General features: G+C 67.2%; 15 protein-coding genes. 7 read left to right on the plus strand and 8 right to left on the minus strand.

What is annotated here, in order from left to right; translation table 11 throughout:
- Window positions 1-4: 4 nt before the first annotated feature.
- The 4 genes from MQH10_RS01600 to MQH10_RS01615 all read right to left on the minus strand — a co-directional run bounded on the left by MQH10_RS01600 (window position 5) and on the right by MQH10_RS01615 (window position 5,183).
- Window positions 5-2,359 carry a TonB-dependent receptor gene (locus MQH10_RS01600; RefSeq protein WP_242562321.1) on the minus strand — a complete coding sequence of 785 codons (2,355 nt, stop codon included), beginning with the start codon at window positions 2,357-2,359 and terminating at the stop codon, window positions 5-7.
- Entirely contained in the window at window positions 2,360-3,250 is an 891-nt protein-coding gene (locus MQH10_RS01605) for a carbon-nitrogen hydrolase family protein (protein WP_242562322.1), read from the minus strand.
- 80 nt (window positions 3,251-3,330) lie between these two features.
- Window positions 3,331-3,969, minus strand: coding sequence for a hypothetical protein (locus tag MQH10_RS01610; RefSeq protein ID WP_242562323.1), 639 nt, complete (start codon window positions 3,967-3,969; stop codon window positions 3,331-3,333).
- 8 nt (window positions 3,970-3,977) lie between these two features.
- A complete protein-coding gene (locus MQH10_RS01615; protein WP_242562324.1) occupies window positions 3,978-5,183 on the minus strand; it encodes an aminotransferase-like domain-containing protein in 1,206 nt (401 codons plus the stop codon).
- A 600-nt stretch (window positions 5,184-5,783) separates the two neighbouring features.
- On the opposite strand from MQH10_RS01615, the gene MQH10_RS01620 reads away from it, so the two are divergent.
- Window positions 5,784-7,478 carry a class I adenylate-forming enzyme family protein gene (locus MQH10_RS01620; protein WP_242562325.1) on the plus strand — a complete coding sequence of 565 codons (1,695 nt, stop codon included), beginning with the start codon at window positions 5,784-5,786 and terminating at the stop codon, window positions 7,476-7,478.
- Between the two features lie 134 nt (window positions 7,479-7,612).
- Here the strand turns inward: MQH10_RS01620 and MQH10_RS01625 are convergent, their stop codons facing one another.
- The 3 genes from MQH10_RS01625 to MQH10_RS01635 are packed head-to-tail and all read right to left on the minus strand — an operon-like array spanning window position 7,613 to window position 9,785.
- Window positions 7,613-7,900 carry a winged helix-turn-helix domain-containing protein gene (locus MQH10_RS01625; RefSeq protein WP_242562372.1) on the minus strand — a complete coding sequence of 96 codons (288 nt, stop codon included), beginning with the start codon at window positions 7,898-7,900 and terminating at the stop codon, window positions 7,613-7,615.
- A gap of 34 nt (window positions 7,901-7,934) precedes the next feature.
- Window positions 7,935-8,546, minus strand: coding sequence for a hypothetical protein (locus tag MQH10_RS01630; protein ID WP_242562326.1), 612 nt, complete (start codon window positions 8,544-8,546; stop codon window positions 7,935-7,937).
- A complete protein-coding gene (locus MQH10_RS01635) occupies window positions 8,547-9,785 on the minus strand; it encodes an acyltransferase family protein (RefSeq protein ID WP_242562327.1) in 1,239 nt (412 codons plus the stop codon).
- A gap of 326 nt (window positions 9,786-10,111) precedes the next feature.
- Here MQH10_RS01635 and manD point away from each other — a divergent pair, with 326 nt between their 5' ends.
- Genes manD through MQH10_RS26245 form a run of 4 tightly spaced genes read left to right on the plus strand, consistent with a single transcriptional unit; the run spans window position 10,112 to window position 15,044 of the window.
- Window positions 10,112-11,320, plus strand: coding sequence for a D-mannonate dehydratase ManD (manD, locus tag MQH10_RS01640; RefSeq protein WP_242562328.1), 1,209 nt, complete (start codon window positions 10,112-10,114; stop codon window positions 11,318-11,320).
- A 51-nt stretch (window positions 11,321-11,371) separates the two neighbouring features.
- Window positions 11,372-12,637: an MFS transporter gene (locus MQH10_RS01645; protein WP_242562329.1), complete on the plus strand. Its 1,266-nt coding sequence runs from the start codon at window positions 11,372-11,374 to the stop codon at window positions 12,635-12,637.
- A complete protein-coding gene (locus tag MQH10_RS26240) occupies window positions 12,634-14,013 on the plus strand; it encodes a TIM-barrel domain-containing protein (RefSeq protein WP_272886631.1) in 1,380 nt (459 codons plus the stop codon). Before MQH10_RS01645 ends, MQH10_RS26240 begins: the two co-directional genes overlap by 4 nt.
- Window positions 13,983-15,044 carry a glycoside hydrolase family 31 protein gene (locus tag MQH10_RS26245; protein WP_336605022.1) on the plus strand — a complete coding sequence of 354 codons (1,062 nt, stop codon included), beginning with the start codon at window positions 13,983-13,985 and terminating at the stop codon, window positions 15,042-15,044. Before MQH10_RS26240 ends, MQH10_RS26245 begins: the two co-directional genes overlap by 31 nt.
- 114 nt (window positions 15,045-15,158) lie before the next feature.
- Here MQH10_RS26245 and MQH10_RS01655 read toward each other — a convergent pair whose 3' ends face one another.
- Window positions 15,159-17,390, minus strand: a complete 2,232-nt coding sequence (locus MQH10_RS01655) for a TonB-dependent receptor (protein ID WP_242562330.1) — start codon at window positions 17,388-17,390, stop codon at window positions 15,159-15,161.
- Between the two features lie 303 nt (window positions 17,391-17,693).
- On the opposite strand from MQH10_RS01655, the gene MQH10_RS01660 reads away from it, so the two are divergent.
- Together MQH10_RS01660 and uidA are read left to right on the plus strand one after the other, a co-directional pair.
- Window positions 17,694-18,449, plus strand: a complete 756-nt coding sequence (locus MQH10_RS01660; RefSeq protein WP_419720744.1) for a FadR/GntR family transcriptional regulator — start codon at window positions 17,694-17,696, stop codon at window positions 18,447-18,449.
- 55 nt (window positions 18,450-18,504) lie between these two features.
- A complete protein-coding gene (gene uidA, locus MQH10_RS01665; protein ID WP_242562332.1) occupies window positions 18,505-20,439 on the plus strand; it encodes a beta-glucuronidase in 1,935 nt (644 codons plus the stop codon).
- Window positions 20,440-20,450 lie beyond the last annotated feature (11 nt).

The following is a 20,450-nucleotide window of genomic DNA, read 5'->3' on the forward strand; positions in this document are numbered from 1 at the left end:
GACCTTAGAACGGATGGTCGAGGGTGAGGCCGACGGTGCGCGGCAGGGTGATGAGGTCCTTGGCGCCGTTGCCATAATAGCCGTCGGCGGGGTCGGTCCCCATGTAGCTCTGAGTGAAGCGGCCGGTCACCCCGTCGGCGTTGAAGATGTTCTTTACGAAGACGGTCGCAGACCAGGTGTCGAAAGTCGCGGTGGCTGAGGCGTTCCAGATCTGGAACGGCGGCAGACCGACATTCAGTCGCGTCGAGGTGGTCACCGCATTGCGGGTGGCCGACTGGTAGTAGCCATTCAGCCGCCCGGTCAGCATCACCCCGTTGGACAGCGTCATGGAGTGGTCGAGGGCGAACGTCACCGCATGCTCGGCCGTGCCGGGCAGACGGGCGCCCTTCAGCGCCACGGGCCGGGTTCCGCCAGTCGGGGGATAGGCGTTCTCGGTCAGCTTGGCGTCCGTATAGGTGTAGCCCAGGCTATAGTGTACGCCCTCCAGCCACCCGTCGATCTGAGCTTCCAGCCCCTGCGAGCGCGCCGCGCCGCCGTTCTGGGCGACGAAGAAGCCCCAGTTTGGCGTGACGGTGTTGATCTGGATGTCCTTCCAGTCGACGTAGAACAGGGCCGCATTATAGGTAATCCCGTAGCGGATCCCCTTCAGACCGGCCTCGTAGTTCACCACCCTGTCTGGTCCATATTGTTGCCAGCGGGCGTCCTCGGCGTAGCGGCCGATGGTCGGCACCGCGTTGGCGCCGCCGCGCCGGTAGCCCTCCGACACCGTCGCATAGGCCAGGCCCCGTTCGCCGAATTTCCAGGAGACATTGGCCTTGTAGAGCGCCTTGCTGTCCGACTTCTGGAAGCTTGCATTGGTCGGCGACGATAGCGAGGTGTAGACCGGCACGTCCATGAAGGTGTGGCTCTTGGACTGGTTGTCGAACCAGCGCACTCCTCCCGTCACCTGCAGCCGGTCCGTGACGTGATAGGTCAATTCGCCGAACAGGGCCTTGTCGGTGAAATCCTCGTGGCGGTCATAGGCGAAGTCCTGATCCGACTGCACTTCGGCCTTGAAGGCAGGATAGGCGGCGTCCCACCAGCGCTTGAAGCCGCGCAGATAGCTGGCCTGGGTCGCGCCCAGCTTCTGCTTCTCGTAGAAGCCGCCCACCACGTAATCGATCGGGCCCTTGGTCTGGGAGACCAGCCGGATCTCCTCAATGAAAGCCCGGTCGGAATAGGTGCGGACCGCCGAGGCCATGGGCCTGGGGAAGTTGTAGTAGAACCCGAGCCAGCCATTCTGGGCATAATAGCCGGTGTTCTCGCTGACGCTGTCGCCATGGTGGTCATAGGACGAGGTCGATGAGGTCAGGGTCGCAAAGCCCAGGTCGACCGTGGTTTCCAGCGAGGTCAGGCTGACCTCCCGCGACGAGGGCTCGAGTTGAACCGAGCCGTTTTCGTACTTGCCGTAGACGCGGCCATAGCCATCGACGCCGCGCGTCACCTGACGGCGGCCGCCGATGTCGTCGGACTGGCGCGCATAGGAGAGCGTCATGTCCAGCCAGTCGGCGGGTTTCACCCGCAGGGCCGCGCGGCCGTACTTGATATTGACCGTGTCAGCGTCCTTCTTGGTCTCATAGACCGCCGCCGAGGACAGTACGCCTGACGGCGCCACAGGGATGCCCGCCGCATCCAGTTTGTAGACGTTCACGTAGTCGGTCAGGCCCGGATAGTCCTGGACGCTGCCGGTGATCCGCAGGGCGGCCTTCTCCCCGAACGGGATATTGATCGTCCCATCTCCGGCCCAGCCGACGCCGCCGGATCCGTCGACATGTGAGGCCGTGGCGCTCACCTTGCCGCCGAATTCACCGAGCTCCGGGGCGTGCAGGATGTAGCGGATGGTGCCGCCGAGCGAGCCGGAGCCGTAGAGCGTGCCCTGGGGACCGCGCAGGATCTCCACGCGATCCACATCCTTCAGCGCGAAATTGGCGAACAACGGCGTGTCATTGACATAGCTCGACACCGGCGCGACGGCCGAGATCGCATAGTCGCCCAGGATGGCGCTATCGACGTTCAGGCCGCGAATCTGGATGCTGTTGCTCACCCCCTGGTTCCGGTAGCCGCGATCGACGACCGAGACGCCCGGCACGGTGCGCAACAGCTCCGCGGCGCTCTGGACCTTGGCCTGATCGATGGCCTGACCCGACACCGCCGAGATATTGTAGGGCACGTCGAGCACCCGCTCCTCGCGCCGAGTGGCGGTGACCACCACCTCGGCGACGGTGGCGTCCGACGTCTGCTTGGCCGCCTCGGCGAGCGCCTGCGACGCCATCAGGGACAACGACACGGCGGTCGTCGCCATCAACATGGATCTGAACATCTACCCCTCCGTCTGATCTTGAGTCTTGGTCGACGCCGCCGGCGCCAGGGCCTGTGGCTTCTCGAGTGGGCCCAGCCCCGCCAGGGCGGCGGACCGCGCGCCCTCGCGATAGGGCGGGAAGGTCGATGGGCCGTCGCGATAGCTCTTCAGCACCTGCCCCAGGCCATGCCAGCCGCGCTCGCGGACCCGGCGCACATAGTCGAGGTCCAGATCCGCGGCGATGATGTCGCGACCCGAGCCAGCCTCGTAGATCACCTCGCCCCCGGGGCCGAACACCGCCGAACGGCCGTTGCCGAGATGGCCGGCCAGGTTCACGTCGACGAAATAGCACTGGTTCTGGGCGGCGCTGGCCCGGGCGATGGCCAGTTCGACATCACGATCGATCGTGTTGGTCATGCCCGGATGCAGGACCACCTCCGCGCCCATCCAGGCCAGGGTGCGCGTCGTCTCCGGGAACCACATGTCATAGCAGATCGACACCCCGATCCGGCCGACCTTGGGAATGTCGAACACCATGCACTCGGCGCCTGCGGCCACCCCAGCCTCATAGGGGCGGAAGGGGTAGATCTTGCGGTACTTGAGAACCAGGTCGCCGTTGGGATCGATCACCGGACAGGTGTTGTAGATCACGCCATCGACACGCTCGAAGATCGACCCCCCGACCAGCCAAACCCGGTTGTCGCGGGCCATGGCCCGAAGCCGGGTCTCGGCGACGCCGCCCGGATCCTGGGCATAAACCACCGAGGGTCCATAGGCGCTCAGCTCTCCGATCAGGACGAGGTCAACCCAGGACAGACGCCGCTTGGCCGCAGCGACCTCGTCCGAGATCCTGTCCAGATTGTCCCCCGCTTGCAGATCAAGCTGCAGACCGGCGACGGCGAGATGCGACATGCGAAAGTCCCTTCAACGCGGTCTTGTGAAGAGACAGTGACGGTCCAGCGACGCCTCGCGTAGGACCAGATTGACCCAATCTATGGGGCCAGATTCAGAGGTTCGGTTGCATCGCTTAATCCCGCCAATGGCTTGATGATGCCGCGGTTGAACAGCAGGTGATCGTTGCGGTACCAGCGAATCTGGTCGCCTTCGACTACGGTCAGGAAGCGCGCGGTCTCGCCGTAGGACCACTCGGTCCAGCGCCGGCACCAATAGTCTCCCTCCATCCACCAAGCGCCGACGTCGCAGTCCTCATGGGCATAGCCGGCCTTGCCGATCAGCCGCCCGTCGGGCAGCACATCGACCTCGTAAGGATCGCCATAGGCCGTGCGGCAAAGCAGTTTGGCGCCAGAGATCAGGGCCTCGAGATCCCCGCCCGGCAGCCAGGTCGGCCTGGCGGGGTCGAGCCGGTCCAGCCTTGGTTGGGTCAGGCTCTGGACCACCTCGGCCAGCACGGTGACTCCCTCGCGTATCCTGGCGTGGGGGATGCCGGTTACCCCCATGCGGAAGCAGTTCTCGGCCCGCGTGGATGTCGAATAGAACCGATCGGCGGGTTCAATCAGCACCCCACGCTTGGCTGCCTCATTGGCGAGTTGCCGAGCCGAAAGATCGGGAGGCCCCTCCACCCAGATCGCCGATCCGTTGGCCCGGGGATCAATCGCGACGAGTTGCGGCAAGTGATAATTCAAGGCGTCACGCAGGGCGTTGAGCCGCTCGCGCAGGATTCGGTGCTGACGGGCCAGGATCGCGTCATAGTGGCCGAGCGACAGGAAGAAGGCGGCCGTCCGCTGGGTGGCGCGCGGGGCCGGACCGACACCAGCGTGCGCAGCCGCCGCAGTTCGCGGATCAGGTCCGCGTCGCCGACGATGAATCCCAGGCGCAGGCCAGGGCTCAGCACATCGCAGAGATCGGCGACATAGATCACCCGCCCCGAGCGATCCATGCTGCGCAGAGCCGGCGCCGCCTGATCGGCGAAGCCGCCGCTCGCGGCGAGGTCATATTCCACCACGAGCAGATCGGCCTGTTCCGCCCGCTCCAGGAGGGCCTTGCAGCGGGCGGACGACAATCGCGCGCCAGTCGGCAGCTGGCAGGCGGGGGTGACAAAGACCAGGTCGGCGGAATCCAGGCGTTCGTCGATCACCATGCCATCGGCGTCGACCGGCACGGCGAGGATGTCCGCGCCCTGCAGTCGCAACAGGTGGGTCAGATCCGCGGGCCCCGGCTCCTCGACCGCCACCGGCGTCCCGCGGCCGACCAAGGCGCGGGCCAGCAGGCTGAACGCCTCGCGCCGGCCACCGACCACCAGAACCTCCTCGCTCGTTGCCTGCGGCCCCCGGCGCGGAAGGACCTTGGTTCGGATCTCATGGATCAGGCGGGGGTCATCAGCCTCGCCGCCGTCCTGGCTCCATTCCGCCAGCTCCTGGGCCTGGAGGGTCGAACGTACGGCGTCGCGCCACTCCGCCCCCGGCGACAGGGAGGCGTCATAAGATCCGTCGAGAAAGGGATAGGGGTTCAGCTCCCAACTCGGTGGCGGCCGGCCCTCGAGATCGACCCGGACCACCGCCTGCAGACGCGCGCGCCAAGGGGCAGACGGGGAAACCGGGCGGCTGGCGCGGTCGCGGCCGGGTCGGACCCCCTCGAAGAGAGCGTCGCTGACGAACACACCGCTGCGCTCGCGACCCGTGAGATAGCCGTCCGCGACCAGCTGCTGGTAGACCAGGGTCACGGTGTTGCGGGCGATATCGAGGTCGCGCGACAGCCGCCGCGAAGGCGGCATCCGCACCCCGGGCTCGAGATTGCCCAGGACGATGGCGTCGATGATCCGCTGCCGCAGCTGGGTCTGCAGGGTCTGGGGACTAGCCGGATCAAGATAAAAGACCGCTTCCGCCACAACGAGTTCCCAGCATCCGAGCTGGGCCCATCATAGAATGTCAGGCTGAGGTTTTGTCAGGGATTCAGTTTCAATGGCCCCTGTAAGGGAGCTTGCGCTGGTGTCCATCGACACCTCCGGCATGTGCGGTGGCGCTCACGACGACTGAGGCGCCGTCAAAATCATTGTGGTCGGAGACGCGGCCGTCGAAACACTTTCATGTGCTCAACATACTGCTTTTATGGAGATTTCTCGACCCGAGACACGCCGCACCGCCACATGTTCGGCCGCAACTTGTCTCCGGGGCTGTGTAGCGCGTCGATTTCAGCGCGGGCCTCAAAGACTTGGCGGGAGCGCAGCCGTCATGGCGCGCAGCGTAGATGGCTCCACGAACAGCCCATCGCGCTTCCTCCCATCCGGCGAAGCCCTGGCGTCGTCTGGCCTGACGGTGGACGCCGAATCCAGCGCACGACGAATTTCCGCTAGCCCTGCCGCCGATCTGCGTCGTCTATTCGCGGTCCGGCCGACCGACTCCCCAACCGAGAATTGGGCGCGGTGATCGCCGCGCCCTGGTTCTCAGGGCGTGGGGAAGCGGCACGCAATGGGGTGGGAAGGAACAGTATGACGAGCGTGAGCAGGATCGAGGCTTTGGCGCAGCTGACCGGCGAGGGTCAGCCCTATGAGCTGGTGGAGATCGAGGCCCTGGGCCGGCGCATTCGGGCGTTCAAGAACGCACCCGCGAACCTTGGGACGCTGTTCGAGCAGGGCCGCAGCGACCTGACCTTCATCGTCTATGACGATGAGCGCCTGACCTTCGACGAGGCCTGGACGCGGTCGCGGCATCTCGCGGCGGTGATGGCCCGGGACTTCGGCGTGGAGAAAGGCGACCGGGTCGCGATCTCCATGCGCAACTATCCAGAATGGATTCTCGGCTTCATGGCGGCGACCAGCCTGGGCGCCGTGGCCGTGGCCATGAACGCCCTGTGGCAGCCGCACGAGATGGAATACGGGCTGACCAACAGCGGCGCCAAGCTGCTGCTGGCCGACCAGGAGCGGCTGGACCGACTGGCCGCCTGTGAGGCGCCGCCGGCCGGACTGCAGGTGATCGCGGTGCGCCCGACCAAGCCGCTGGCCGAGGGCGTGCGCGCCTATGCCGAACTGATGGCGACGCCGCCCCCCGAGGGACCGCCGATGCGCGAGGTCGCGCCGGATGACGACGCCATCATGCTCTACACCTCGGGCTCGACCGGCCATCCCAAGGGGGCGGTCTCGACCCATCGGAACATCCTCAGCGCCCTGTTCTCCTGGGAGCTGGACGCCCAGGCCGGCATGCTGGCGGGGTTCGCGCCCGTGGCGGGCGGGCTGCAACCGGCGGCGCTGCTGGCCATCCCGCTGTTCCATGTCTCGGGCCTGCATGTCAGCCTGCTGCAAAGCTTCCGGGCCCAGCGACGCCTGGTCTGCATGTACCGGTGGGATCCGGAGCTGGCGGTGGAGATCATCGAGCGGGAGAAGATCACGGGCTTCAACGCGCCGCCGGCGGTGACCGGAGACCTGGTGGAGATCGCCCGGCGTAAGGGCCGCGACCTGAGCTCGCTGATCGCCGTGGGCGGGGGCGGCGCGTCGCGGGCGCCCGAGCAGGTGCGCGCGATCGACGCGGCGTTCCCCAATGCGGCCCCCAATACCGGCTGGGGCATGACCGAGACCAACGCCATCGGCACCAGCATCGCCGGGCCGGACTATCTGGCCCACCCGGCCAGTTCGGGACGGGTTTCCGGGGTGCTGGACATCCGCATCGTCGACGAGGCCGGGGTGGAGCAGCCCCCCATGGCGCGGGGTGAGCTGCAAATCCGCGGCGCCTCGATCATGCGTGGCTATTGGAACCGGCCCGACGCCAACGCCGACACCTTCGTCGACGGCTGGATGCGGACGGGGGACGTGGCCTATGTGGACGAGGAGGGCTTTGTCTACATCGTCGACCGGATCAAGGACCTGGTGATCCGGGGCGGTGAGAACATAGGCTGCGGGGCGGTGGAAGCCGCCCTGCTGGAGCATCCCGAGATCCTCGAGGCCAGCGTCTATGGCGTGCCCGACGACCGCCTCGGCGAGGAGGTCGGCGCCACGATCTATGCCCGCGCGCCCCTCGACGAGGCGGAGCTGCGGAGCTTCCTCGAGCCGCGCCTGGCGCGGTTCGAAATCCCCCGATATTTCCACTTCTCCGGCGAGCCGCTCCCGCGCATCGCCTCGGGAAAAATTCTCAAGCGACAGCTGCGGGACGAGGCGGCCCAGCGCCTTGCCCAAAGAGAGCCGGCCTCCTGACCGTCAGCCCTTTCTGTTTTCAATCCGAGACCTGGTGAGTCGCGCTCAGTTCCAAGACCTGGGCCAGCGCGGAAGGGGCGCGCGAACTGGTGCGCGCGCCCGGAAAGTCTGGTCCCGTTGGCAGGGCGACGGGACTAGGCCTTTGGTCCGATCAGCTGGCTCAGGGCTTCCAGATAGGCGGCGAAGGCCTTGCGGCCGGCGGGGGTGATGCGCACCTGGGTTCGGGGCTTGCGGCCCAGATAGCCCTTCTCGATCGTGACGTAGGCGGCGTCCTCCAGCTTGCGCAGTTGGACGGAAAGGTTGCCCTGGGTGACCTCCAGCAACGCCTTCAGCTCATTGAAGTCGGCGACCTCGGCGTTCGCGAGATAGGCCATCACCCCCAGGCGCAACCGGCCATGGATGACATCGTCGATCCTGCCGATCCCGGATGCGGAAGAGCGTGCGGACCCGGCCAAGTCAGGCCCTCGCGCCGGCCTGGCGCATGAGGTAGAGCCCTGGCGCCAGCATGAAGCCCACGACGCCGACCGTGGCGGCGGCCACATAGGCGGGCACATCAGTGACGAACGCCGCCATGGTGACGCCGGTGGCGAACCAGCCGATCGCCACCCCCCCAAGCCAGGCGCGGCGGCGCATCATATAGGCCACCGACCAGGCCAAACCCTGCAGGATCATCACGACGCAAGGGTAGAGACGCCACACCGTCTCACTGTGCAGACGCAGGGCGACCGAGCCGAAGCTGAGGCACAGGGCCAGGTTGCTAAGGCCCACCGCCCCGAACGCGGCGCCCACGGCCTTTGAAGTGGTTCCGACCGGCGCACCCCGCCCGCGGCGCACCACCCAGAGAAGGATGCCGACGAAGACCGCGGTCGGAACCCAGCCGACCACCTGCGCCCACGGCCCTTCTCCCGGCAGCAAGCCGAAGAGCTGGCCGATGTGCATCGCCATCTGGACCGAATAGCATCCCCCCGCCGCCGCATAGATGCGGCCGAACTGCTGTTGCCAATTGTCCTCCGGCGCCACCAAGGCGCGGAGGAAGGCAAGGTCGTCCCGGGCGCTATCGACATCCATTCAGCGGGCCTCCGTCCGGGCCATCTGGCCCCGCGCCTTCGCGAGCCTGGGCGCGCGCCGCCCGTTCAGGATGGCGCCGAGGACGCTGTGACGCACCATCAGCTGATAGCTGGCGAACATCAGCGGGAAGGCGGCGCCGAGCACAATCACGATCTTCACCTCTGCGGGCAGGTCCAGGCGCACCACCGTCGCTTGCAGCGCCATCACCAGGGGCAGGTGGATCAGGTACAGCCAGTACGATGAGTCGGCGATGTAGCGCCGCACCGGGCTTTCCGCGCCCATAAACTTCAGGGCCATGCCGATGGCCGCGGCGGTCCAGGCCCACATGGCCACGGCATAGGCCGCCGCATAGGCTGTGGTCTTCACGCCCGGCTGGGCCAGGCCGATGAAGGGGGCCACCCCGGTCAGGCCCAGGCACGCCGCGGTCAGGCCCGCCGCCAGCGCCAGGTTCAGGGGCCAGCGCCGCGACCAGGCGCCGATCAGCGCCGGTTGTCGATGCAACAGCCAGCCGAAGCCGAAGGCGGTGAAATACTGCACGGCCGCATGAAGGTTCGGGATCAGGGAGGAGTCCGGCGTCGTCACGCCGAACCACATCCGCCAGGGCCCGCCGAACAGGAAGGCCGCCATGACCGGGATCGCCAGGATGACCGGCGCCAGGGGGCTGTCCGCCACGGCGGCGACCACAGCGTCGGCGCGGGCGCGGAACCCGCCGCCGGCGTCCAGACGCAGCACCAGGGCGCGCAGGCCCAAGGTCGCCGCATAGAGCCAGAGCAGCAGATAGAGGAACCACAGATGGGTCAGCGGAAAGGCCAGCGGCGGGGCTGGAGGGGCGTGTGCCGCAAGGGCGGCGTGTTCCTGCGTCGTCGGAAGGTGGCCGACCGTCATCACATAGCCGAACAGGCTGGAGGCGATGATCCCGCCCAACAAGATCGGCCAGCCGACCACCAGGGGCAGCGCGATCCGCTTGGCGCGGTCCTTCACGAAGGCGCGCACGCCGCGCTTTTCCACCCCCATGTGACCGAAGAAGCCGGCGATCAGAAAGAAGGTCGACATCCGGAACATGTGCGACACGAAGAAGAGGCCCGACAGAAACAGGCTCCTGTGCGGATCGCTCACGGGCCAGAGTCCCTGTCCCGGCAGGTAGGCCATGGTCGCGTGGTAGACGATGCCCAGCAGCAGGGCATAGCCCCGCACCGCATCCAGTCCGTGCAGTCGGTCAGATCCGTGGGCCGCGACCATAGCGCATCCTCCTCGCCAATCCGGCGTCTCACACCCCGAGCGCCGAATGTCTTAGATCAACTAGTCTATAATGTAAACTTGTCTACCTCCTCCGCCGTTGCCGCGGCGACGCAATCGCACGGCGCTCACCGCCCATGGCCCTGCTGGATCGGATCACGCCTGAGGGCGGACATCGGGCGTCGCGGTTCGGCGCGCCCTCTCAAAATGGATCGCCCAAAATTGGTCAGTCCAGTCTGGACAAACCAATTCTTTGGTCTTAGCCAAGTCGGGATCCCGTCGCTGTCGGCTACCTCGGCAGCTGGTTCATGAGAGAGATTTCGCCTGCCATGCGGATTGTCGACGCCAAGGTCATTGTCACCTGCCCCGGCCGCAATTTCGTGACCCTGAAAATCGTCACCGATCAAGGCGTTCACGGCATCGGCGACGCGACGCTCAACGGCCGCGAGCAGGCGGTGGTCGCCTATCTCAATGAGCACGTGGTCCCGCTTCTGATCGGTCGCGATCCCCGAAAGATCGAGGACACCTGGCAATTCCTCTATCGCGGCGCCTACTGGCGTCGCGGCCCCGTGACCATGCGGGCCATCGCGGCTGTCGACGTGGCCCTGTGGGACATCAAGGCCAAGATGGCCGGCCTGCCGCTGTACGACATGCTGGGCGGCAAGAGCCGCGAAGGGGTGCTGGTCTATGGCCACGCCAATGGCGGCGACATCGCTGAGACCGTCGACGAGGTCGAGCGCTATGTCGGCCTGGGATACAAGGCTGTGCGCGCCCAAAGCGGCATACCGGGCGTCGACAAGGCCTATGGCGTCGGTCGCGGCCAGATGTACTACGAGCCGGCGGACGCGACCCTGCCCACCGAGACGGTCTGGTCGACCTCGAAATACCTCAACCACGCGCCCAAGCTGTTCGACGCCCTGCGCGAGCGGGTGGGCTTCGGCGTGGAGCTGTTGCACGACGCCCACCACCGGCTCACCCCGATGGAGGCCGCGCGCCTGGGCCGATCGCTTGAACCCTATAACCTGTTCTGGCTGGAGGATGTGACCCCCGCCGAGAACCAGGAGGCGTTCCGCCTGATCCGCCAGCACACCACCACCCCGCTGGCGGTCGGAGAAGTCTTCAACACGATCTGGGACTGCAAAGACCTGATCCAGGAGCAGCTGATCGACTTCATCCGCGCCACCATCGTGGGCGCGGGCGGGATCACCCACCTGCGCAGAATCGCCGACTTCGCCTCGGTCTGGCAGATCCGCACGGGCTGCCACGGCGCCACCGACCTCTCGCCGGTGACCATGGGCGCGGCCCTGCACTTCGACAGCTGGGTCCCCAATTTCGGCATCCAGGAATATATGCGCCACAGTCCGGAGACCGACGCGGTCTTCCCGCACGCCTACCGTTTCGAGGACGGCTTGCTGTCCCCCGGCGAGGCCTCAGGCCATGGGGTGGACATCGACGAGGCCCTGGCCGCCAAATACCCCTATGAACCCAAGCAGCTGCCGGTGGCCCGTCTCGAAGACGGAACCATGTGGAACTGGTGACCAGACACAAGCCCGCGGCCCTGGCTTCATGAAACCGGCGGAGTCCAACCCATGATGCCTTTGAGGCGCCTGCGCTGGTGGATCATCGCCCTGGTCTGCATGGGCACGATGCTCAACTATCTGGCCCGCAACTCGCTGGGGGTGCTGGCGCCCACTCTGACCAAGGATCTGGGCTTCACCACCCAGCAGTATTCCTACGTCGTGGCATCGTTCCAGCTGGCCTACACGGTGATGCAGCCCATCTGCGGCGCGATCATCGACTCGCTCGGCCTGAAGGTGGCCTTCGCCCTGTTCGCCGTGGCCTGGTCTCTGGCCAATATGGCGCACGGCCTGGCCGGCGGCTGGTTGTCCCTGGCCTTCTTCCGGGGCCTGCTGGGGGTCAGCGAATCCGCCGCCATCCCCGCCGGCGTCAAGGCGGTCAGTGAATGGTTTCCCGCCAAGGACCGGTCGGTGGCGGTGGGCTATTTCAACGCGGGCACCTCGCTGGGCGCCCTGATCGCCCCGCCCCTGGTGATATGGCTGTCTCTCACCTACGGCTGGCGCGCGGCCTTTGTGGTCACCGGCGGTCTGGGCCTCGTCTGGGCGGCGGCCTGGTTTGTCCTCTATGACAGCCCCGCCCGCCACAGGGCCCTGAGCGACGACCAGAAGGCCCTGGCCCCCGTGCCGCCGACCGCGGCGGCGGAGCCGCCGGTCCCGATCCCCATGTTGCTGCGCCAGCGCAACTTCTGGGCCCTGGCCATCGCCCGTTTCCTGTCCGAGCCGGCCTGGCAGACCTTCAGCTTCTGGATCCCGCTCTATCTGGCGCGGGAGCGGGGCATGGATCTGAAATCCATCGCCGCCTTCGCCTGGCTGCCCTTTCTGGCGTCCGACGCCGGCGGCATCCTGGGCGGATACCTCTCTCCGTTCCTGATGAAGCGATTCAACATGGGCCTGCTCACGTCCCGGGCCAGCGGCGTGGCCTTGGGCGGCCTGATGATGATCGGCCCCGGCTGCGTCGGTCTGGTGGCCGGGCCCGTCGCCGCCATCGCGCTCTTCTGCATCGGCGGCTTCGCCCACCAGATGCTGTCGGTGATGATCAACACCCTGACCACCGATGTCTTCCCCCAGGCCGCCGTGGCTCGCGCCAACGGCCTGGTGGGCATGGTGGGATGGACCGGCGGCCTCAGCTTCACCCTGCTGGTCGGCGCCCTGGTCGGGACCGTGGGGTTTGGGCCGCTGTTCGGCCTGCTGGCGGTGTTCGACATCGTGGCCGCCATCGTCCTCTTCGCCCTCATGCGCCCCATCCGGTCTGACGCCCAAAGGGCGGCGCTGGCATGAGACCCTCGATCGCCAACCCGCCCCTGTTCCGCCTGGCCGGACGCGAGGGCGCGCGAGTGACGCTCGTCGCCGACGAGGCGGGCTTCACCGTCGAGGTGTCCGTGCTTGAGCCGGACATCATCCATGTCCTGCACCGACCGGGCGGGCGCCTGCCGGCCCAGAGGACCTGGGCGGTCGCCCCCGGCGCGGAAGATGTCCCCGACGCGGGGCGCGATCGCGGGGCTCTGGAGGGATTTTCCTGCCCGGACTTCGACCTGGACGCCGGCGACGCCGCCAAGTTGGTGATCACGACGTCGCGCCTGCGCCTCACGGTGCGCCTCAAGGGCCTGTTCTTCACCTGGGACATGGCCGACGGCGCCGGCGGCTGGACCCCCATCGCCCGCGACCGCCCCACCCAGGCCTATAATCTCGGATGGTGGGGCGACCAGGTCCGCCACTATCTCCAGCGCGATCCTGCCGAACGCTATTTTGGCCTGGGTGAGAAGTCCGGCGCCATGGACCGTGCCGGGCGCCGCTTCCGGATGGGGAATGTCGACGCCATGGGCTACGACGCCCGCGGGTCGGACCCGCTCTACAAGCACATCCCGTTCTACATCACGCACCATGAGGGAACGGGCCTGGCGTTCGGCCTGTTCTACGACACCTATGCCGACTGCAGCTTCGACTTCGGCGCGGAGCGCAGCAACTATCACGGCCTCTATCGGGGTTTCGCCGCCGAGAGCGGCGACCTCGACTACTACGTGATCGCCGGCCCGAAGGTGGCCGATGTCACCCGCCGCTTCACCTGGCTGACCGGTCGACCCGCCCTGATGCCCCGCTGGGCGCTGGGCTATTCCGGCTCGACCATGAGCTATACCGACGCGCCGGACGCCCAGGCCCGGATGGCGGAGTTCATCGCCAAGTGCCGCGAGCACGACATCCTCTGCGACAGCTTCCACCTGTCGAGCGGCTACACCTCGATCGGCCCCCGCCGCTATGTGTTCCACTGGAACCTGGAGAAGTTTCCGGACCCGGCCGGCTTCGCCCGCAGCTACCACGAGGCCGGCGTCCGTCTGTGCGCCAACATCAAGCCCTGTCTGCTGGATGACCACCCCCTCTTCGACGAGGCCCTGGCCCGCGGCCTGCTGATCGTCGACGGCCAGGGCGAGCCGGCCTGGTGCCAGTTCTGGGACGGGGTCGGCGCCTATCTCGACTTCACCAATCCTGAGACCCAGGCCTGGTGGCGCGCCCATGTCACCGCCGACCTGCTGGGGGTCGGGATCGACGCCACCTGGAACGACAACAACGAGTTCGAGGTCACCTCGCCGGACGCCCTGGCCCACATGTTCGGCGCGCGGCGCCGGCGGTGGAGACCAAGCCCCTGCAGACCCTGCTGATGCTGCGCGCCTCGCGGCAGGCCCAGACCGCCCACGCGCCGGATCGACGCCCGTTCTTGGTCTCCCGCGCCGGGGCGGCGGGCATGCAGCGCTATGTGCAGACCTGGTCGGGCGACAACGCGACGGCCTGGGAAAGCTTGCAGTACAATATCCGCATGGGCCTGGGCCTGGCCTTGAGCGGGGTGTCGAATTCCGGCCACGACATTGGCGGGTTCTCCGGCCCCAAGCCCGATCCGGAGCTGTTCGTCCGCTGGGTGGAGGCGGGCGTGTTCATGCCCCGCTTCAGCATCCATTCCTGGAACGACGACGGCAGCGCCAACGAGCCGTGGATGCATCCCGAGGTCACGGCCACGGTGCGCGATCTGATCCGGCTGCGCTACCAGCTGACGCCATATCTCTACGACCTGACCTGGCGCCATCATGACGCCTTCGCGCCGATCATCCGGCCGACCTTCCACGACTTCCCCGACGACCCGGGCTGCCTGGCCGAGACGGACGATCTGATGCTGGGGCCGAGCCTGCTGGTCGCCACGGTCGTCGCCCCCGGCCAGACCGAGCGGCGGGTCCGTCCCCCGGCCGGCGCCGACTGGCGGGATTTCTGGACGGGCCGCCGCTTTTCCGGCGGCGAGCCCCTCACCCTGCCCGCCCCCTGGGGCCGCCCGCCCTTGCTGGTGCGGGACGGTTCGGCCGTTCCGATGAACGTCGCCGCGCAACGCTTCGACCGCCGCGCCGACGCCCGGGGCTTCGCGATCTTCGCCCCTCTGGACGGCGCGTTCACCGCGGCCTGTTTCGAGGATGACGGTGAGACCGAAGCCTGGCGGAGGGGCGACCATGGACGCTGGGCCCTGTCCGTCGGCGCGTCGCCGGACCGACTGGACATCGAGGTCCGGGCGAGCGGCCAGCGCCCGCCCAAGGGGCCCGTCGCCCTTTTGCTCCCTCAGGATGACGGCCGCCCGATCACTGCGACCGGCGGCCGGATCGTGGGCGAGCGGGCGATGGCGGCATGGCGCTGCCTCGACCTTGAGGTCTGAGCGGCCTCTCCTGCGCCGGGGCCGCGGCTCGGTTCTGAGTTTATCGATATCGAACAGGGAGTCGCCGCCGGTGCGCTCAGGGGAAACGAGCGCGCCGGCGGCGGATCGTGCGGACTAGAAGGAATAGGCCGCGCGAATGCCGGCGAAGCGCTTGAAGTCGCGCGGCAGGATCACCTGGGTGGCCAGCTGGTTGTTGTAGGTGCCGGCCTGGTCGAAGATGTTGGCGTAGTAGTGCTCGTTGAGGGCGTTGTTCACGAACGCCATCACCTCATAGTGCCGGGTGGGATTCTTCACGCCGACGGTGAGGTTCAAGATCCCATAGCCCTTCTGGATGGTCTGCGGGTCCTGGTTGAGCGCGTAGTTGACCTTACTCTGATAGGCGTAGGTCGCCGAGGCCACCCCGTCCAAATTGGTGCCCTGGATGGGATGGGAATAGTTCAGGTCCGCCGACAGCTTGAGCTTGGGCGCCTGAGCCGGGCGCTTGCCGGCCAGGTTCTGACGGCCCGGGCTGCCGACACAGCCCTGGGCGGCCGTCTGCAGGGGATAGCACTGGGCCACCGGGAAGCTGGTGATCTTGGCGTCCACATAAGCCGCAGAGGCCGACAGTCGCCAGTCGTCGCCCAGCCGCGCCGAGGAATCGACCTCGATCCCCTGGGTCCGCAGCTTGCCGACATTGGTCAGGCGGAAGTTGGTGCTGCCGTCCGGGAGGGTCTCGATCCCCTGGGCCTGGAAGTCCTCGTAGTTGGTCTTGAAGGCCGTGGCGTTGACCGTCAGACGGTGCTCGAGGAACTGGGCGCGCGTGCCGACTTCCCAGCTCTTGGAGGTCTCCGGGCGGATCGGACCGGCCAGGGCGCGATTGGAGTTGAAGCCCGTGGTCAGGTCGTAGGTCTGGCCCTTGTGACCCGTGGAGTAGGAGACATAGGCCATCAGGTCGTCGGTGAACTTGTGGTTCAGGGCGGCGTGGTAGGTCCAGAAATTGTCCTTGGCGCCGCCGTGGAAATAGGCCGAGCCGTTCTGGATATCGAGGAAGGTGTAGTCGATCGTCTCGTGCTGATAACGCGCGCCGCCAGTCAGGGTCGTGCCCGGGATCACCTCCCAGTCCAATTGGCCGAACGCGGCCTCCTGCTTCGAGCCGGACGTGGCGTACCAGCGAGCCAGCGAGAAGAAGGGCCCGCGGTAGAAGTTCCGCACGAAGTCGACGTCGGCGTAGAAGGCGCCGACCGTGTAGCGCAGGGGCCCCTCGCCGTTGGAGACGAGCCGAACCTCCTGGGTCAGCTGGCCGGATTTGAAATAGCCGATCTGACGGTTGTCGATCGCGGTCACGGCGGTCTCGTCCACGTCCAGCAGATCGGTGACCTTGTAATTGTCGTTGCCGGTCACCGCGACGAGGGTCGCAGGACCAAGGTCCCACTCCACCTTCAGCGACTGGCTGTTGTCGTCATAGTCCGTGCGCGCCGCGAAGTTGTTGGCGAACTTGGTGTTCTCGGGTCCGACCGCGATGCCGGCCTCGAAGACCGAGGGCGGCAGGGCCGTGTTCCCGCGCAGATAGGCCGTGGGCGAAAGGGCGATGAAGGGCCGGCCGACCGTGGTGCCGCCATTCACATAGTTCCAGCCGAGGGTGACCTTGACCGTGTCCAGGGGCGTCCAGGCCAGCTTGCCATGCACGGAGGCCGTGTCCCGCCCGCCGGCCTTCTTGCCGTTTGAGACGTTGCGGACATTGCCCTCGAACTTGTCGTAATTGGCGCTCAGCCGGTAGGCGAGCTTGTCGGTGATCGGCCCCGACAGGGTGCCGCCGGCGCCGTACTCGTCATCGGTGGTGGCCAGCACATTGAAGCCGCCGCTCAGTTCCGGCGTCGGGCCGCGGGTGACCACATTGATCAGGCCCGCCGAGGCGGACTTGCCATAGAGGGTGCTCTGCGGGCCGCGCAGCACTTCCACGCGCTCGATGTCGGACAGGTCGGTGAAGGCCCGCGCCTGGAACGCCACCGGCACATCGTCCACCTGGATGGCCACGCTGGGCTCGACGCCGATGGAGAAGGCGAAGGTGCCGATGCCGCGGATGGAGACCGAGGAGTTCACCGGTTGCTCCGCCGGACGGACCACCAGGGATGGGGCCAGCTTGCTCAGGTCGGTGAACTCGCGCACGCCGGCGGCGGCCAGCTGGTTCGCGGTGACCACCTGAACGGCCTGAGGCACGTCCTGGACGTTCTCAGCGCGCTTCTGGGCGGTGACGACCACCTCCTCCACCTGGGTGTCGGCGGCATGGGCCGCGCCCGCGGCCAAAGACGCCATCACCCCGGCCAGCAGCCAGGCCGGCAAGGACGCATTGGAAAACAGATGCCTCATGGTCTCTCCCCTAATTTCGCGACAGGCCGTTTAACCGCCCATTCAAATCGGTCCTACCATATTGGTAAGGCCACTAGCAATGACTGGCATGGCAGAATTGTAAAGGTTACCGCGCGAGCCCCCATTCTGCGGTGTCGCGCGCCCGATACCGCCGCCCGGCTCGACCTCGATGCGGGCGAAAGCGATCCGAAGAGGAAATTTGGTCAGGTCACGCTGGCCCGGAGCGTCAATGCCCGACATTCTCCAACGGGGGCCTCTGCTTCGGCTTGTCCAAATTGGCCTGACCAGATATGGATTGAGATGATGATCGCCAAGACCGAAACCGGACGATTGTACGAACGGGTCGCCCGGGACCTCTCCCGTCAGATCGCCGAGGGCGAATACGCCGTGGGTCGCCGACTGCCGTCCGAGCGCGACCTGGCCCAGGCCTACGCCGTCTCCCGACCCACCATCCGCGAGGCGATCATCGCCCTCGAGCTGGACGGGCTTGTGGAGGTGCGGCTGGGCTCCGGCGTCTATGTCACGGCCCGCCTCCCCCGCGGCGGCCAGGCCGGCGAGATGGATGTGGGCCCGTTTGAACTTCTGGAAGCCCGGCGCGCCATCGAGGGCGAGGCCTGCGCCATCGCCGCCCTGCTGATCACCGACGAGCAGCTCGACGAATTGCAGGGTCTGGTCGACGAGATGCAGGCCGAGAACAACCGCGACATCCTGATGTCGGAGGACGCCGACCGGCGCTTCCACATGCTGATCGCCACCGCCACCCGCAACAGCGCCATGATCAATGCGGTCGAAACCCTGTGGGACGCCCGCGCCCGTTCACCCCAGACCCAGTTGCTCAGCGCCAAGGCCCACGCCGCCGGCGTGATCCCGCGGATCGACGAGCACGCCGTCGTGCTGGAGGCGCTGCGCCGTCGTTCGCCGGAGGCCGCCCGCCGCGCCATGCGCGACCACCTGACCCGCGTGCTCGACTCGCTGCTGGCCGCCACCGAGGTGCAGGAGCTGGAACAGGCCCGCGCGCGCATCGCCGCCGAACGCAAACGCTACGGCGCCTCGGGCTAGAGCCCGTTTTCGCCGACCGCCCACAAAAGGGCGGCGGCTCACAGGGAGAGACAGCATGGCCGAAGACACCCCCCGCACCCCGACCCGGGCCATGACCCGCCGGCAGGCGGTCGGCGCATTTGGCCTGGCGGCCTCCGTCACCGCGGCGGCCGCGGCCCCGGCCATGGCCGGCCCGCATCCGGGCGGCCTCGCCCGCGGCCCCTCGACCCTGCTCTATCCCCATGAAAGCCGCACGCGCTCTGTCCGGGACCTCTCGGGGCTATGGCGCTTCCAGATGGACCCGGCGGACCAGGGCGAAAGCCAGAAGTGGTTTGTCTCGGGCCTGCCCGCACCCCGGCCGATCCCGGTGCCCTGCAGCTGGAACGACCTCTTCGATGACGCCCGGGACTACTTCGGGACCGCCTGGTACGAGACCGAATTCCAGCTGGATTCAGGCTGGAGGGGCCGCCGCCTGCACCTGCGCTTCGGCTCCGCTGTCTATCACGCCAGGGTCTGGCTGAACGGCGAATATCTGGGCGAGCATATGGGGGGCCACCTGCCGTTCGCCTTCGACGTCACCGGCCTGGCGCACGAGGGCCAGCCGAACCGGCTCAGCGTCAGCGTCGAGAACAAGCCCCTGCTGGACCGGGTGCCGTCGGTCCCCGACATGCGCTCGGCCCGCATGTACCAGGTGGACTTCCCCCAGACCGCCTACGACTTCTTCCCCTATTGCGGGCTGCATCGCCCGGTCGTCCTGTTCACGACCCCGGACGCCCACCTCCAGGATGTCACGGTCACGACCGGCCTGTCCGGTGGCGCGGGACTGGTCGGGGTCGCCGTCGCGGTGAGCGGGGGCTGGTCCGGCGCCGCGACCCTCACCCTGTCCGGCGGGCCGAAGCCCGTGTCCGTCAGCATCAGCGTCAAGGACGGCGCCGGCTCAGGCCAACTGAAACTGCCCGGCGTGCGCGCCTGGTCGCCTGACGATCCCTTCCTCTATCGCCTCACCATCAAGCTGGGCGGCGAGGCGGGCGGCGACGAATACGCCCTGAAGATCGGGGTGCGGACGATCGAGGTGAAGGGCAGCGAGATCCTGCTGAACGGCAAGCCCATCTTCCTCACCGGCTTCGGCAAGCACGAGGACTTCCCGATCCATGGCAAGGGCCTGGACCTGCCCGTGCTGGTTCGCGACTACGAGCTCCTCAAATGGATCGGCGCCAACAGCTTCCGGACCTCGCACTATCCCTATTCGGAAGAGTCGCTGATGCTGGCCGACGAGTACGGCTTCCTGGTGATCGCCGAGACCCCCGGCGTCAGCCTCGTGTTCATGGATCCCCCGGAGATCATCGAGGCGCGCCTTCGTCAGCTGTCCCAGGCCACGTCGGAATTGGTCCATCGCGACAAAAACCATCCGTGCGTCATCATGTGGTCCCTGGCCAATGAGCCGATCCCCAAGCCCTTCCATACGGTCAATGACGTGCCGCCTGGCGCGGTGGAAGCGGGGACGCGGTTTTTCGAGCGGCTGTTCGCCCACGCCCGCACCCTGGACAAGAGCCGTCCCATCGCCCTGGTGAGCGTCCAGAACGGCCCCGCCGACTGGGTGGGCCAGGGCGATGTGATCTGCACCAATTCCTACAACGGATGGTACGCCATTTCCGGCCAGATCGACGTGGCCACCGCCACCCTGGAAAAGGAGATCCTCGCCCTTCGCGCCCGCCACGGGGACAAGCCGGTGATCTTCACCGAGTTTGGCGCTGACGCCGTGGCCGGGGTCCACGCCCAGCCCGCCGAGATGTGGAGCGAGGACTATCAGGCGCAACTGATCGAGGCCTATTGGCGGACGCTGCGCAAACACCCCTACATCGTGGGCGCTCACCCATGGGCCTTCGCGGACTTCAAGACCGCCCAGGGGATCATGCGGGTGGGCTCCCTGAACCAGAAAGGCGTCTTCACTCGCGACCGCCGCCCCAAGCTTGCCGCGCACAAGCTCAGGGAGCTCTGGGCGAAGGTCTAGTGCGTTAGCGT

This window comes from Phenylobacterium aquaticum, assembly GCF_022695515.1.
GTDB classification, from domain to species: Bacteria; Pseudomonadota; Alphaproteobacteria; order Caulobacterales; family Caulobacteraceae; genus Phenylobacterium; species Phenylobacterium aquaticum.

What these genes read in the sequence shown, in the direction of transcription:
- MQH10_RS01600 (WP_242562321.1), bottom strand. Translation starts at nt 2,359, where the DNA reads ATGTTCAGATCCATGTTGATGGCGACGACCGCCGTGTCGTTGTCCCTG.
- MQH10_RS01605 (WP_242562322.1), bottom strand. Translation starts at nt 3,250, where the DNA reads ATGTCGCATCTCGCCGTCGCCGGTCTGCAGCTTGATCTGCAAGCGGGG.
- MQH10_RS01620 (WP_242562325.1), top strand. Translation starts at nt 5,784, where the DNA reads ATGACGAGCGTGAGCAGGATCGAGGCTTTGGCGCAGCTGACCGGCGAG.
- MQH10_RS01630 (WP_242562326.1), bottom strand. Translation starts at nt 8,546, where the DNA reads ATGGATGTCGATAGCGCCCGGGACGACCTTGCCTTCCTCCGCGCCTTG.
- MQH10_RS01635 (WP_242562327.1), bottom strand. Translation starts at nt 9,785, where the DNA reads ATGGTCGCGGCCCACGGATCTGACCGACTGCACGGACTGGATGCGGTG.
- manD (WP_242562328.1), top strand. Translation starts at nt 10,112, where the DNA reads ATGCGGATTGTCGACGCCAAGGTCATTGTCACCTGCCCCGGCCGCAAT.
- MQH10_RS01645 (WP_242562329.1), top strand. Translation starts at nt 11,372, where the DNA reads ATGATGCCTTTGAGGCGCCTGCGCTGGTGGATCATCGCCCTGGTCTGC.
- MQH10_RS26240 (WP_272886631.1), top strand. Translation starts at nt 12,634, where the DNA reads ATGAGACCCTCGATCGCCAACCCGCCCCTGTTCCGCCTGGCCGGACGC.
- MQH10_RS01655 (WP_242562330.1), bottom strand. Translation starts at nt 17,390, where the DNA reads ATGAGGCATCTGTTTTCCAATGCGTCCTTGCCGGCCTGGCTGCTGGCC.
- MQH10_RS01660 (WP_419720744.1), top strand. Translation starts at nt 17,694, where the DNA reads ATGATCGCCAAGACCGAAACCGGACGATTGTACGAACGGGTCGCCCGG.
- uidA (WP_242562332.1), top strand. Translation starts at nt 18,505, where the DNA reads ATGGCCGAAGACACCCCCCGCACCCCGACCCGGGCCATGACCCGCCGG.